This is a genomic window from Solitalea agri (assembly GCF_023914155.1).
GTDB lineage: Bacteria > Bacteroidota > Bacteroidia > Sphingobacteriales > Sphingobacteriaceae > Solitalea > Solitalea agri.
Window position 1 is genome coordinate 1 of the sequence record NZ_JAMWYS010000001.1, and the last position, 14,341, is coordinate 14,341.

At 38.6% G+C, this 14,341-nt stretch carries 10 protein-coding genes; 9 read left to right on the forward strand and 1 reads right to left on the reverse strand.

The window, feature by feature from the left end; all coding sequences use genetic code 11:
• Nucleotides 1-250 precede the first annotated feature (250 nt).
• The 7 genes from NF867_RS00005 to NF867_RS00035 all read left to right on the forward strand — a co-directional run bounded on the left by NF867_RS00005 (nucleotide 251) and on the right by NF867_RS00035 (nucleotide 9,221).
• Nucleotides 251-1,447 carry a porin gene (locus NF867_RS00005; protein WP_252585324.1) on the forward strand — a complete coding sequence of 399 codons (1,197 nt, stop codon included), beginning with the start codon at nucleotides 251-253 and terminating at the stop codon, nucleotides 1,445-1,447.
• 42 nt (nucleotides 1,448-1,489) lie between these two features.
• Nucleotides 1,490-2,899, forward strand: a complete 1,410-nt coding sequence (aspA, locus tag NF867_RS00010; protein ID WP_252585326.1) for an aspartate ammonia-lyase — start codon at nucleotides 1,490-1,492, stop codon at nucleotides 2,897-2,899.
• 27 nt (nucleotides 2,900-2,926) lie between these two features.
• Nucleotides 2,927-3,985, forward strand: coding sequence for a type II asparaginase (locus NF867_RS00015; protein ID WP_252585329.1), 1,059 nt, complete (start codon nucleotides 2,927-2,929; stop codon nucleotides 3,983-3,985).
• 139 nt (nucleotides 3,986-4,124) lie between these two features.
• Entirely contained in the window at nucleotides 4,125-5,471 is a 1,347-nt protein-coding gene (locus tag NF867_RS00020) for an anaerobic C4-dicarboxylate transporter family protein (protein ID WP_252585331.1), read from the forward strand.
• A 205-nt stretch (nucleotides 5,472-5,676) separates the two neighbouring features.
• Nucleotides 5,677-6,366, forward strand: a complete 690-nt coding sequence (locus NF867_RS00025) for a succinate dehydrogenase cytochrome b subunit (protein ID WP_252585333.1) — start codon at nucleotides 5,677-5,679, stop codon at nucleotides 6,364-6,366.
• A gap of 14 nt (nucleotides 6,367-6,380) precedes the next feature.
• Nucleotides 6,381-8,375 (forward strand): fumarate reductase/succinate dehydrogenase flavoprotein subunit, encoded by a 1,995-nt coding sequence (locus NF867_RS00030; RefSeq protein WP_252585336.1) that lies wholly within the window; start codon nucleotides 6,381-6,383, stop codon nucleotides 8,373-8,375.
• Between the two features lie 87 nt (nucleotides 8,376-8,462).
• Nucleotides 8,463-9,221, forward strand: a complete 759-nt coding sequence (locus tag NF867_RS00035) for a succinate dehydrogenase/fumarate reductase iron-sulfur subunit (RefSeq protein WP_252585338.1) — start codon at nucleotides 8,463-8,465, stop codon at nucleotides 9,219-9,221.
• Nucleotides 9,222-9,344: 123 nt separating this feature from the next.
• Here the strand turns inward: NF867_RS00035 and NF867_RS00040 are convergent, their stop codons facing one another.
• On the reverse strand, nucleotides 9,345-10,625 hold the full coding sequence (locus NF867_RS00040) for a lipopolysaccharide biosynthesis protein (RefSeq protein ID WP_252585340.1): 1,281 nt from the start codon (nucleotides 10,623-10,625) through the stop codon (nucleotides 9,345-9,347).
• 470 nt (nucleotides 10,626-11,095) lie between these two features.
• Here NF867_RS00040 and NF867_RS00045 point away from each other — a divergent pair, with 470 nt between their 5' ends.
• Complete coding sequence (locus NF867_RS00045) at nucleotides 11,096-12,967, forward strand: CocE/NonD family hydrolase (RefSeq protein ID WP_252585346.1); 1,872 nt, start codon at nucleotides 11,096-11,098, stop codon at nucleotides 12,965-12,967.
• Between the two features lie 18 nt (nucleotides 12,968-12,985).
• Nucleotides 12,986-14,341 (forward strand): M20/M25/M40 family metallo-hydrolase, encoded by a 1,356-nt coding sequence (locus tag NF867_RS00050; protein WP_252585348.1) that lies wholly within the window; start codon nucleotides 12,986-12,988, stop codon nucleotides 14,339-14,341.

The window sequence follows — 14,341 nt, forward strand, 5'->3', positions numbered from 1 at the left end:
ATTCTCAATCAAAAAATATACAGTCAATTCTCGGCAACTAAAAAGGCTGCCCCTTTTGAGACAGCCTCTTTTTGTTGATCATTGTTTCAAAAACAATATTTTCTACTTAAAATATAATTGTGTAATTTAAATGGCAATTAAGTCATCCCGTCCTATCCATTCATAAGTTCAAAGTTTAATTTCAGATTTAGCTCGTCCTTTTCGTATTTAGCATCCTTTTCTCCTATGTAACTTATTTAAACTTATAACCATGAAAAAAACTATTTACGCACTCATTATCTTGCTTTTGCCATTAGCAGCTTTTGCCCAGAAGCAGATAGATTCAACTATTGCTAAATCCATAATTCCTGTTGAAAAACAAGAACTCTTAAAAAATGTAAACCTTATCGCTAATATTCGTGCAGCGGGAAATGCTTACTTCGATCAGGATGGGTTTAACAACTTTAGGTTCCAAATGGAGCAGTTCAGACTTGAGTTTAAAGGAAACATTAGTAAGAGAACCTTCTTTAGGTTTAGAGACCGATATACCCGTCCTGCAACGTCAGAATCTGTAGATAACATAAGTCGGTCAACAGACTTAGCTTTTGTGGAGTTTCAAATGAAAAAGGATTCGGAATTTTGGTATTTGTCATTTGGTAAAATGTGCGCTGATTGGGGTGGATTTGAGTTCGATACAAACCCAATTTTCATTTATCAATACACCGATTTTATTGACGCCGCCGACAACTTTTTAACCGGTATAGGTTCTCGCTTTAATCTCAATAAACAACATTCTATTTCTTTACAGGTTTTAAATACCCGAACAAAAAGTTTTGACGAACTATATCCTGGAGATGTTGGACTTATTCAGGAAAGCAAGGCTCCATTGGCCTATATAGCAAACTGGCGAGGAAACCTGTTTAAAGATAAGCTACAAACAATATGGTCGTATAGCTTATTCAACGAAGCGAAAAATTACTTCATAAATTATGCATCATTTGGCCTTCAGTTTACTCCTTCTAAAAGGTTTCAGATACAGTTCGATTATAAATGGTGCGATGAACAACTGGATAGAGAAGGTATAATTACGAATTATATTACCAGTGGCACTGCTTACGATGATAGAACTGCACAGAACACGGTTTACAATAGTTACTGGACCCGTATTGACTTTCGCTTGATTCCAAAAGTTAACTTGTTCTTTGTCGGCTTTATCGATAAAGGAAGATGGGATAAAGCGAACACTTATTATGCAAACGCTGATTCAAAACAAGACATCTATACGGGCTATTGCTACATACCCGGTATAGAAATATTGCCATCAAAAGATCTTAACATAAAGATTTTTGTGAGCTATGTTGGGCACGACTACCGATTTACCGACTTTGCTAAATCCTCGTTGAACAATAGTAATTACAGTAATAACCGATTCACGTTTGGTATCAGCACTCCATTGGTATTCTTGTAATCAGGAATAGTTTATCGATCAATCATCTTAAAATATATAGCTATGTCATCAACTCGAATTGAACATGATTTTCTTGGTGAAAAAGAGATTTCTAACTCCGTTTATTATGGTGTACAAACCCTTAGAGCACTTGAGAATTTTAGTATTACAGGCATTCCCATTTCAAAAGAACCGCTGTTTATACAAGCATTTGGATATGTAAAAAAGGCGGCAGCTTTGGCGAATCGTGATTGTGGAGTTTTAGATTCAAAAGTTACTGAAGCAATGGTTTATGCCTGTGATAAACTTATCAGCGGGGAGTATATTGATCAGTTTGTGTCGGATTTAATTCAGGGTGGAGCTGGTACTTCGTGTAATATGAATGCGAATGAAGTAATTGCCAATATTGGCCTTGAATATATGGGGCATCAAAAAGGGGAATATGATTATTTGCACCCCAATAACCATGTAAACTGCTCTCAATCCACAAATGATGCATATCCAACAGCCTTCCGGATTGCATTATACAAGAAACTTGATATATACATCAAATCTTTAGAGTCCCTTCAGGCAGCTTTTTCAAGAAAGAGTAACGAGTTTAAGGATGTGCTTAAAATGGGTCGTACCCAATTACAAGACGCAGTTCCAATGACTTTAGGCAGTGAGTTTCATGGATGGGCAACCACAGTAGGTGAGGATATTCAACGGATGCGTGAATCACAAAAACTGATTTGCGAGTGTAATATGGGAGCAACAGCTATTGGAACACGCATAAATGCACCGGAGGGCTATCCGGAGTTATGTACTAAGTATCTGGCAGATATTTCGGGAATTCCGATTACGCTTGCCGAAGATTTAATTGAAGCAACCTCTGATACCGGGGCATACGTTCAGATTTCGGGAACATTAAAACGGAGTGTAATTAAAATCTCGAAGATTTGTAACGATTTGCGCTTACTCTCATCCGGCCCACGCACGGGTTTAAATGAAATCAATCTTCCTAAAATGCAGCCCGGGTCGTCGATTATGCCGGGTAAAGTTAATCCGGTGATTCCTGAGGTGGTAAACCAAACAGCTTATTATGTGATTGGGGCAGATGTTACTATTACATTGGCAGCAGAGGGAGGACAACTTCAGTTGAATGTAATGGAGCCAGTAATTGCTTTTAGCTTGTTTACCTCCTTGGAATACATGACCAATGCAATTCATACACTTATTTCGAAATGTATTAACGGTATTACCGCAAATGAGGAGGTTTGTAAAAACCTTGTAATGAATAGTATTGGAATAGTTACTTCTTTGAACCCAATATTAGGCTATGAAGAATCGGCTTCTATTGCTAAAGAGGCCCTTAATACAGGTAAATCAGTTCATGATATTGTTGTGAAAGATCGTAAGCTGATTACACAGGAAAAATGGGACGAGATTTACAGTATTGAAAACATGATTCATCCTAAGTTTATTAAAGAATAAAAAGTTTAATCAATAAAAGATATCGATATGAAACGCTCTCTCTCTAAAATCTACTTGTTAATAGTAGCAGTAACAATTTCATTTACTTCTTTTGCTCAAAATGTACGTGTAAAAATACTTGCAACCGGAGGTACAATTGCCGGCGCCGGAGCATCTGCAGACAGAGCAGCCTATACTGCCGGAAAATTGCCTATTGATGAATTATTAAACGCGGTTCCCCAAATCCATAAACTCGCCAAAATAACAGGAGAGCAAGTGGCATCAATCGGTAGCCAGGATATGTCGGTTGAGGTTTGGTTAAAATTGGCAAAACGCATTAACGAAATTTTCGCTAAAAATGAAGCTGATGCAATTGTTATTACTCATGGTACTGATACGCAGGAAGAAACTGCTTTCTTCCTAGATCTCACAGTTAAATACAACAAACCTGTTGTGCTTGTTGGTGCAATGCGCCCTGCCACAGCTATAAGTGCTGATGGTCCTAAGAATTTATTAGATGCTGTAGTTGTTGCGGCTGATCCAAATAGTCAGGGACGGGGCGTTATGTTGGCCATGAATGAACGTGTATTTGATGCAAAATCCGTTACAAAAACCAATTCTACATCACTCGAAACGTTTCTCTCTACCAACTTTGGCCCTATAGGTCTGATCTATGACAAAAAAGTGCAATATTATTATACTCCCGTTAGACAATCAGGAGCGAATACGCCTTTTGATGTTTCTAAATTAACTACACTTCCTCGGGTTGATGTTGCATATATGTATGCGGATGCTGACCCAACTGCCTTAAATGCTTTTGTAGACGCTGGGGCTAAAGGAGTTGTTTTTACCGGAGTTGGAAATGGAAACATGAACAAAAAGAACTATGATGCTATAAAGGCTGCAACCGATAAAGGTGTAATTATAGTAAGAGCAACCCGAACTCCGGGCGGTCGTGTAACACTTCATGATGAAGTTGATGACGCCGCTTTAGGAACAATTGTTTCCGATGATTATAATGCTCAAAAGGCACGGATTCTTTTAATGCTGGCTTTAACAACTACAACGGATAAAGCTAAGATTCAGGATATGTACTTTAAGTACTAATAGAAACGGAAAGCAATGATGAGGTTTCTATTAACAGAAGCTATTTAACTATAAAGAGACTTTCCAGGCGGTTTTGTCTGGAAAGTTTTTAGTTATTACTGTGTTCGAAATGCATCAATAAATACTTAATTATCGCTATATGATCTGGTTGCAATTTATTGTTCTGCTTGTGATGATCCTTGTAGGATCACGTCTAAAAGGTATTGGGTTAGGGTTGATGGGAGTTTTAGGCATGTTTATTTATGTTCAGGTATTCAGGTTACGCCCTACCGAGCCCCCTCAAGATGTAATGTTGATCATCTTAGCGATAGTTACAACTGCAGCAACATTACAGGCGGCCGGTGGATTAGACTATCTTGTAAGTATTGCTGAAAACGTTATCCGTAAAAACCCGAAGCGTATAACTTTTGTGGCACCATTAACTACATATGTCCTTTGTCTTTTTGCTGGAACAGCTCATATTGTGTACTCTTTACTTCCAATTATTGCGGAGGTTTCAGCCAAAAAAAGAATACGGCCCGAAAGACCATTGAGTGCTTCGGTTGTTGCTTCGCATTTGGCACTAACCGGAAGTCCCATGTCGGCTGCCACCGCGGCAATGGCCGCTATTCTTGCTTACCCGGGGGCTTCAATAGATATAATGAAAGTTTGTATTCCGTCTTGTGTGCTTGGAGTAATTGCTTCCTGCATTGCTGTATATAAAATGGGTAAGGAGCTGGATCAGGATCCTGATTTTTTGGAACGAATGAAAGATCCGGAGTTTGCTAAAAGCCTGGAGGTGGAAAGCGGCACAATTAAAAAGGAATTTAAATCAGGAGCCAAGATTTCTGTGGCCATATTTGGAGCTGCTATTTTGATGATTTTACTTGGAGGAGCATTTCCTAATTTGGTTCCCGATATGGCTCCCGGAGTTGCAAATTTTAGTGTAAATGCAGATGGTTCACTAAAAATGGTTACCATCATTGAGGTAGTTACTTTATCTGCTGCGGCGCTTATCATGCTTATTACAAAAACTTCCCCAGCTGAAATCACAAAGGCTAGCTTGTTTACTTCCATGGCCTCTGCAGTTGTATCGGTGTTTGGAGTGGTATGGATGAGTTCAACGTTTATGGCGAATAATGAGGAGGTTATTAAGCAAATGCTGGGAGCAATTACTGCATCTTATCCATGGCTGTTTGCAGTGGCAATCTTTATAATGGGAATGCTAATGTTTAGTCAAAGTGCTACAACTAAAACCATGATGCCTTTAGGAATAACATTGGGATTAGCCAATCCCTCATTGATTGCAATGTTTCCTGCTGTGAATAGTGATTTCTTTTTGCCCGGTTATCCAACGCTCTTGGCTGCAATCAACTTCGACAGAACAGGTTCTACCAAAATAGGGAAGTATGTTTTGAATCATAGTTTTATGATACCGGGAATGGTTGGTATCGCCGTGGCGATTTTGACTGGGTTCTTATTTATAACTCTTTTCGGTATTAAGTGATTAAAATACATTGAGTTTAAAATCAAATAATCTCTTGATACAGAGCTGTTATTTAGTTGAACCCTTTAGAATTATCAGGCTAAAAGGTCAATTGTAAACGAATTATTAAGAAAAAGACAGATAGAATGAATCTAAATAAGATGCTTAATAAGTGTTTTTTCAATTTTTAGATACATTTGTGTTCCAAAAATAAATTCTCGTAAAAATGAGTAGTTCTTCATCTTTTTTTACATCATCCTTAGGGCGAAAGTTTGTGATGGGTATCACAGGCATTTTCCTGATAACTTTTTTAATCGTTCACGTAGGGGTTAACGCAATGATTTTTTTAGATAGTTCGGGTGAGCTATTTAATACCGCTGCTCATTTTATGGGTACAAACTGGTTGATCCGATCAATGGAAATTGTCCTTTTTGCTGGCATTATCCTGCACATTGTTCAATCCATTGTACTTACCCGCCGTAATCAGGCTGCTCGTCCAGAGGGGTACGCAGTTTCAGCATCGGCAGTAAATAGTAAATGGTATTCAAGATCAATGGGTTTATTGGGAACATTAATCTTGATGTTCTTGATTGTTCACCTTTGTCATTTCTGGGTTGAGGCCCGATTTGGTATTTGGGGTGGAATTCCAGAAGGTGTTGAAGCCGGCACTCATGATATGTTTGCTCAAATGAAGGTCATATTCAGTAATCCTATTGTGGTTGCAGTTTATGTTCTAGCTATGGTTTCGTTATCGTATCACTTAATGCACGGATTCCAAAGCGCATTCCAATCCTTAGGATTAAATCATTACAAATATACCCCGGCAATTAAAGCTATTGGAAAATGGTACTCTATCATTGTTCCGGTATTGTTCGCTTTGATGCCTTTATATGTTCATTTCGTTATTAACAAGTAAAATCTGATCATCACATGGCTTTAGATTCAAAAATACCTGAAGGCCCTTTGGCGGAGAAGTGGAAAAAGTACCGTTCAACCGTTCCATTGGTAAATCCTGCAAATAAGCGTAACCTTGAAATCATTGTTGTTGGATCAGGTTTGGCTGGCGCATCTGCTGCGGCTTCATTAGCAGAGATGGGTTACAAAGTAAAAGTATTCTGCTACCAGGATTCTGCTCGCCGTGCTCACTCAATTGCAGCACAAGGTGGTATCAATGCAGCTAAAAACTATCAGAATGATGGTGATAGCGTTTATCGTTTATTTTATGATACTATTAAAGGGGGTGACTACCGTGCCCGTGAAGGAAACGTTCATCGTTTAGCTGAAGTAAGCGGTAATATCATTGACCAATGTGTTGCCTCAGGAGTTCCTTTTGCTCGCGAGTACGGAGGATTGTTAAGTAACCGTTCTTTCGGTGGTACTCAGGTTCAGCGTACATTCTACGCAGCTGGTCAAACAGGTCAGCAGTTGTTACTTGGGGCATATTCTGGCTTACAACGTCAAGTTGGTATGGGTTCTGTGAAGATGTACACTCGTCATGAAATGTTAGACGTTGTGATCATCGACGGAAAAGCACGTGGTATCATTGCCCGTGATATGGTTACCGGTCAGTTGGAGCGTCACTTTGGTCATGCAGTATTGCTGTGTACCGGAGGATATGGAAACGTTTTCTTCCTGTCAACTAATGCGATGGGTTGTAACGTGACTGCAGCATGGAAAGCACATAAAAAAGGTGCATTCTTCGGTAATCCTTGTTATACGCAAATTCACCCAACTTGTATTCCTGTTTCTGGTGATCACCAGTCGAAATTAACCTTAATGTCGGAGTCGTTGCGTAACGACGGACGTATTTGGGTTCCTAAAAAGAAAGAAGATGCAGAGGCCTTACGAACCCGTAAAAAAGGCCCTAATGATATAGCTGAAGACGATCGTGATTATTACTTAGAGCGTCGTTACCCTGCATTTGGTAACTTGGTTCCTCGTGACGTAGCTTCTCGTGCTGCTAAAGAACGTTGTGATGCCGGCTACGGAGTAAATAACACCGGGCAGGCAGTTTATTTAGATTATGCTGCTGCAATTGAGCGTTATGGCAAAATTGAGGCAACTAAGCATGGCATTGACGCTTCTGCCGCTAAAATTGTTGAATTAGGTAAAGCAGTTGTAAAAGAGAAATACGGAAACCTGTTCGATATGTACGAACAAATTACCGGGGTAAATCCATATAATGAGCCAATGCAGATCTATCCTGCGGTTCACTATACAATGGGTGGTATTTGGGTTGATTACAACCTGATGACAACCGTACCAGGTATGTATTCATTAGGTGAAGCTAACTTCTCTGATCACGGTGCTAACCGTTTAGGTGCATCTGCATTGATGCAAGGTTTGGCCGACGGCTACTTTGTAATTCCTTACACTATCGGGGCATACCTTTCAAATGAAATTCGCACAAAAGCAATTTCTACTGATCATCCTGCTTTTGTTGAGGCAGAGAGCAAAGTTAAAGCTCAGATAGATACTTTCTTGAACATTAAAGGAACTAAAACCGTAGACTATTTCCACAAAAAACTTGGTAAAATTATGTGGGATAAATGCGGTATGGCTAGAAATGCTCAAGGCTTGCAAGAAGCAATTACAGAGATTCAGGCTCTTCGCAAAGAATTTTGGAAAGATGTTCGTGTACCAGGTTCTGCTAATGAGCTTAATCCTGAGTTGGAAAAAGCTGGTCGTGTTGCCGATTTCTTAGAGCTTGGCGAATTGATGTGTAAAGATGCATTAACCCGTAACGAATCATGTGGTGGCCACTTCCGCGAAGAATACCAAACGGAGGAAGGTGAAGCAATGCGTGATGACGAGAACTATGCATATGTGGCAGCCTGGGAATACAAAGACGAAAGCAACTGGGAGCTTCATAAAGAAGAGCTTAAATACGAGAATATTAAAATTGCTCAACGTAGCTATAAGTAATAGATAGTTAGAACAAAGAACAACGACAAAGTATAAAGTCATTGTTCTTTGCTCTTTATTCTTTGATCATAAAAAATACTCAAAAACATGAGTGACGGAAATATGAATTTGACGCTGAAAGTTTGGCGCCAAAAAAATGGAAATCAAAAAGGAGAATTAGTTACCTATCCTGTTAGTAATGTATCTCCCGACATGTCTTTCCTCGAAATGTTCGACGTTTTAAATGAAGACTTGGTTGAAAAAGGACAAGAACCTATTGCATTTGATCATGATTGCCGTGAAGGTATTTGCGGAATGTGCTCGATGTACATTAATGGTCGTCCGCATGGACCTAAAGAAGGCATTACAACCTGTCAGTTACATATGCGTTCATTTAAAGACGGAGAAACTGTAGTTGTTGAGCCTTGGAGAGCCACAGCATTCCCGGTTATCAAGGACTTAGTTGTTGACCGTTCGGCATTTGACCGTATTATTGCTGCAGGTGGATTCATTTCTGTAAATACGGGTAATGCACAAGATGCCAATTCATTACCAATCTCTAAGGATGATGCTGATAAATCGTTTGAAGCAGCCGCCTGTATTGGTTGTGGTGCCTGCGTGGCAACCTGTAAGAATGCTTCTGCAATGCTATTTGTATCAGCTAAAGTTTCTCAACTTGCTTTATTGCCCCAAGGTCAGCCAGAGCGTTATTCACGCGTTCAAAATATGGTTGAGCAAATGGATAAAGAAGGTTTTGGTAACTGTACGAATACTGGTGCTTGTGAAGTTGAGTGTCCGAAGGGAATTTCATTGGAAAATATTGCTCGTATGAACAGGGATTACTTAGTTGCAAAAGCAGCTCACTAATCAAGTTATTTCAGCTTTATATAAACAAAAACGACAAGCTATTCAGCTTGTCGTTTTTGTTTATATAAGTTCTACATTTTAAACTCCTCAAATGGAAACTTACGTCGGGAGTTGAAGTTTTATCTAGTTTAGTACAGGTTGTGGTTTTTTTGCTAGATTAATTAGATAGAAGAATAAAAAGATACTGTAAAGAAAACCTGCCGAACTATATAAAATGATGGAAATGTCTACACTATGGAAAAATTTGTAACCAACAAAAATTGCCACAAATCTGATTACGAGGATTAGGATTTCGAATATTAAATAATTCTTTTGTTTATTTAACACCGGAATAATTGAAGTAATAGGAGAGTTTAAAAATGCCAAAAATAACCAAGGAATTAAATATTGAGTATAAACTCCAGCCTCTTCCCATTGATGTCCAAAAGCAATTTTAAATATAAAGGGCGCAAAAATGCCAAAAATTATGTAGGGCCCAATAGCCATAATTAGTAGTTTTTTATAAGTTCGAACAACAAGCGAGTAAAGGTTGCCCCCTTCATTATGAATTCTTGAGGCCTCCTGAAAAAATACTTGCTGCATACTTGCAGTAATCATCCCCATTGGCACTTGAACAATACGGCTCGACCAAGAAAATAATCCTGTTGAAGTAATACTAAAGAAATTTGTCAGTAAGAAAACAGGCAAATTACTCGACATGTTGTTTATAAAATTGTTTGGCATTGAGTATTTAGGGAAGTCGGCATATTCAACAGCAGTTTGTTTCAGTTCTGTTATGTCGAACTTTAATTTTTTCCAACGATTTCTTTTTAATAATTGAGGCAAGCTATAAATAGTACTTGCGATTTGCCCAATTAATCGGCCAGCTATTAATCCAATATCTCCTAAAAAGCTAAAAGTAATTTGTACAAAAGCCATCCCTGTGCTCTGCCATACCTTCGCTGTTGCCATAGTAGCATAGTCGTTTTTTCTGTTTAACCAATAACTCACTATTTGAAAAATGGAGGTGGTGAGGGTTAAGAACGGCAGAATATAAATCAGGTTAGAAGTTTTGCTCAGGTTAAACAAACCGGCAATGGGTTCTTTAAACAAGAAGAGCAAAAGAAGGAAAATGCCACAGATAATAAAGGTAAGCAAGGTAGACAGCCATACTAATAGTTTAGCTTGATAGTCTTCTTTAGGAAGCAAAATGGCCAGCTCGTACCTTCCTGATACTAAGATAGATAGTACATTAGAGGCGCTAAAGTAAATGGCAAAAACGCCAATATTTTCAGGAGTGTATAAACGGGTAAGTATTGGACTTATTAGCACTGGAATGGCTTGAGAAATGGCTGTTCCAGATAATAGAGTCAGAAAGTTTTTAGAAAATTGAGATCCTTTGGAAAGTTTTTTTATTAGATACATAATGTTTAGACTGAAGAAACTAGCATTCTTCTAAAGACTGTTCTCAATGTGTAAATATTTGAGAATGACTTATGGCAATTATTGTGCCTCCGACAAATGTTTGAACATTTTAAATTGTAGGTACACCTAGGACGATTTTAAGCTTGATTTAATTAATGTCAAAGTAATAATTACTGATAATGAATATACCGCTAAAATCTTGGAAAATAAAATGACAGAGGTAGACATAATGTTCGCATTCGTCGACAGAAATCCTCAGGTGTTTGTAAAGCTTAACATCCTGACCTATCTCTTAATTGGGTAGTAAATTCCACAGCAACAATTGGTTATTTGGCATGAATAGCTGTTATTAGTCTTTCAATACTTGAATGGAAGAATAAATGAATCATTTTTCTATTACACTTATTCGTTGAATGGAATGTTTTGCACGCCACAATCTTATATTTACAATTCAAGCCAAAACACACTATATGAAGAAGATTTATTCAATCGTTTTTAGTTTTATTTTAGTTCATCTACTCATTTCAAACCTTTTCGCACAAGAAACCGATTCAGCTTTTGTAATCAATAATTATGATAAGAATGAATATCAGATTGCAATGCGTGACGGTAAGAAACTCTTCACCGTTGTTTATTCACCGAAAGACAAATCAAAGAAATATCCTTTTCTTTTAAATCGAACACCTTATTCTGTTGGTCCTTATGGTGAAGGAAAGTATAAAACCTCATTGGGCCCATCTTCATTTGCTTTGCATGAAGGTTTCATATTCGTATACCAGGATGTACGAGGAAAATTCATGTCAGAGGGCGAATATGTAAACATTCGTCCACAGGTTAAAGACAAGATATCATCTTCAATTGATGAATCGACTGATACTTACGACACGGTAGATTGGTTATTAAAAAATGTTAAAGGGAATAATGGTAAAGTAGGAGTATTCGGAATTTCTTATCCAGGATTTTATTCAACTACGGCGGCACTGTCGGGTCATCCGGCTATAAAAGCGGTGTCTCCACAAGCTCCTGTTACCAATTGGTTTTTGGGAGATGACTTTCACCATAATGGGGCGCTTTTTATGTTTGATACTTTTGCCTTTTATTCAGTTTTTGGCTTACCACGACCCAACCTTATAAAAGAGTGGCCGAATGGCTATCAGTTTAAAACTACTGATGCTTATGAGTTTTATCTGAAGAAGGGAGCCTTGAAGAATTTAGAAAAAGAAGTATTTAAGGGGAAAGTCGATTTCTATAAGGATTTGGTTGCACACCCAAATTATGATGCTTTTTGGAAAGCGCGGGATATTCGACAACACCTTAAAAATATTAAACCAGCAATGCTGGTAGTGGGAGGTTTTTTCGATGCGGAAGATTGTTGGGGAGCTTTAGAGACGTATAAATCCATTGAAAAAAACAGCCCTAAAACTACCAATACATTGGTAATGGGACCTTGGTTTCATGGCGGATGGGCTAGGAGTGACGGCTCTTATTTTGGCGATATTAAGTTTGGATCTCAAACAAGTTTATGGTATCAGCAAAATATCGAGTTGCCTTTCTTCTTGTACTACCTGAAAGGTGTGGGAAATCCGGAAATTCCAGAAGCCTTAACATTTGATATTGGTGCTGATAGCTGGAAAAAGTTTTCTGCTTGGCCACCTGCAGAGTCAAAAGAGAAGACACTCTTTTTCCATGCGAGCGGAAAGCTTTCATTTGAAGCTCCAAAAGAAACTACAGCAGCTGATTCTTATATAAGTGACCCGCAAAAACCGGTTCCGTATCAGGACGGGATAGGAATGAATCGTACAAGGGAGTACATGATCGATGATCAGCGATTTGCCAGTAGAAGACCTGATGTATTGGTTTATGAAACGAACACACTCGATACTGATATTACGCTGGCAGGCCCTCTAAATGCAAATCTTTTTATTACAACAACTGGTACTGATGCCGATTTTGTTGTGAAGTTAATAGACGTGTATCCTGATACGCTTAGCAGTTATGTGTTGAAAGGCAAAGAAGTTAAAATTGGCGGATACCAAATGCTATTGCGGGGCGAAGTGATGCGCTCACGCTACCGTAATAGTTTCGAAAAGCCTGAACCTTTAATTTCAGGTAAAACAGAACAAGTAAAGTTCTACTTGCCCGATGTGATGCATACTTTTCGTAAAGGTCATAAGATAATGATCCAGGTGCAAAGTACTTGGTTCCCATTAGTAGATAGGAATCCACAGAAATATGTTGAGAATATATATGAAGCCCGTGATGAGGACTTTCAGAAAGCAGAAATCAAAGTTTTGCGTCAGGCCGATGCTCCATCCTCATTAAAGGTTACCGTTTTAGAATAAAACATTTTAAATAAAGGGATGAAAAAATATCTGTTAATCTTTTGTTGTTTAATTGCCGGGATATCATTGGTAAAGGCGCAGGTTATCATTAACCGGGACCCTGAAATTAAGACAATTGTCGAAGAGATTTCTGCCGATAACTTGAAAGCATTGAATGTTAAGCTCGTTTCTTTTAAAACACGTCACACCCTTAGTGATACATTATCAAAGAGTGTAGGAATAGGTGCCGCAAGGAATTTTATTTTTTCCGAATTTCAAAAATATAGCAAGGAAAGCGGCGGCCGTCTTAAAGTTGAGTTTGATGCATTTACAGTAGAGCCTGATGGAGGGAGAGTAACTAAGAAAACAACACTCAAAAATGTATTAGCTATTTTACCAGGAGTTGATACAGCTGATAAGCGAGTTTATATTGTTACCGGTCATTTTGATTCACGCGCATCGGACGTGAATAACGATACAATTGTTGCTCCGGGGGCAAATGATGACGGCTCGGGCACAGTAGCAGTAATGGAACTGGCTCGTGTAATGAGCAAGCATCGTTTTAACGCCACCATTATTTTTGCTTGTGTAACAGGTGAAGAACAAGGATTGTTTGGTGCTAATAATTTGGCTAAGCGGGCAGTAGCAGAAAACTGGAACGTTAAAGGAATGATTACCAATGATATTGTTGGCAATAGTTATGGCGCCGAAACGGATATTAAAGATAATATGCGATTGCGTGTGTTCAGTGAGGGTGTGCCTGCAAATGAGAGTGGCCCTATTGCACTTATCAGGCAGCAAACCGGCGGTGAAACGGATAGCCCTGCAAGGCAGTTTGCTCGTTATGTTAAAGAAGTCGGAGAACGCTATGTAGACAATATGGAGGTTAAGTTAATCTATCGTCGTGATCGTTATTTACGCGGAGGTGATCATATTCCTTTCAGTAATCTAGGCTTTACTGCCATTCGGTTTACAGAAATGAACGAGAACTTTGATCGGCAACATCAGAATTTGCGAACAGAGAATGGAAGAAACTTTGGAGATTTAACAGATTATGTCGACTTTAATTATTTGAAGAAAGTGACAGGAGTAAATGCGGCCACTTTAGCCAATTTGGCTTTCGCTCCGCAGGAACCAAAGAATGTAACTGTTTTAACAAAAGAGCTTACCAACTTTACCGATTTAGTTTGGGGAAAGCCAGAAGGCAAAAAACCTAAAGGCTATTATGTTTTAGTAAGGGAAACGACAGACGCTTTCTGGGCAAAAAAGATTTTCGTAACGGATACAAAAGTGAGGTTACCGTATTCAAAGGATAACTATTTCTTTGCCGTTCAATCTGTTGATGAAGCTGGGCACGAAAGTTTAGCCGTTTTCCCTAAGCCATTGCGTCAATAA

Bases quoted from the DNA above. Each gene is read 5' to 3' on its own strand.
- NF867_RS00005 (WP_252585324.1), top strand. From the start codon at position 251: ATGAAAAAAACTATTTACGCACTCATTATCTTGCTTTTGCCATTAGCA.
- aspA (WP_252585326.1), top strand. From the start codon at position 1,490: ATGTCATCAACTCGAATTGAACATGATTTTCTTGGTGAAAAAGAGATT.
- NF867_RS00015 (WP_252585329.1), top strand. From the start codon at position 2,927: ATGAAACGCTCTCTCTCTAAAATCTACTTGTTAATAGTAGCAGTAACA.
- NF867_RS00020 (WP_252585331.1), top strand. From the start codon at position 4,125: ATGATCTGGTTGCAATTTATTGTTCTGCTTGTGATGATCCTTGTAGGA.
- NF867_RS00025 (WP_252585333.1), top strand. From the start codon at position 5,677: ATGAGTAGTTCTTCATCTTTTTTTACATCATCCTTAGGGCGAAAGTTT.
- NF867_RS00030 (WP_252585336.1), top strand. From the start codon at position 6,381: ATGGCTTTAGATTCAAAAATACCTGAAGGCCCTTTGGCGGAGAAGTGG.
- NF867_RS00035 (WP_252585338.1), top strand. From the start codon at position 8,463: ATGAGTGACGGAAATATGAATTTGACGCTGAAAGTTTGGCGCCAAAAA.
- NF867_RS00040 (WP_252585340.1), bottom strand. From the start codon at position 10,625: ATGTATCTAATAAAAAAACTTTCCAAAGGATCTCAATTTTCTAAAAAC.
- NF867_RS00045 (WP_252585346.1), top strand. From the start codon at position 11,096: ATGAAGAAGATTTATTCAATCGTTTTTAGTTTTATTTTAGTTCATCTA.
- NF867_RS00050 (WP_252585348.1), top strand. From the start codon at position 12,986: ATGAAAAAATATCTGTTAATCTTTTGTTGTTTAATTGCCGGGATATCA.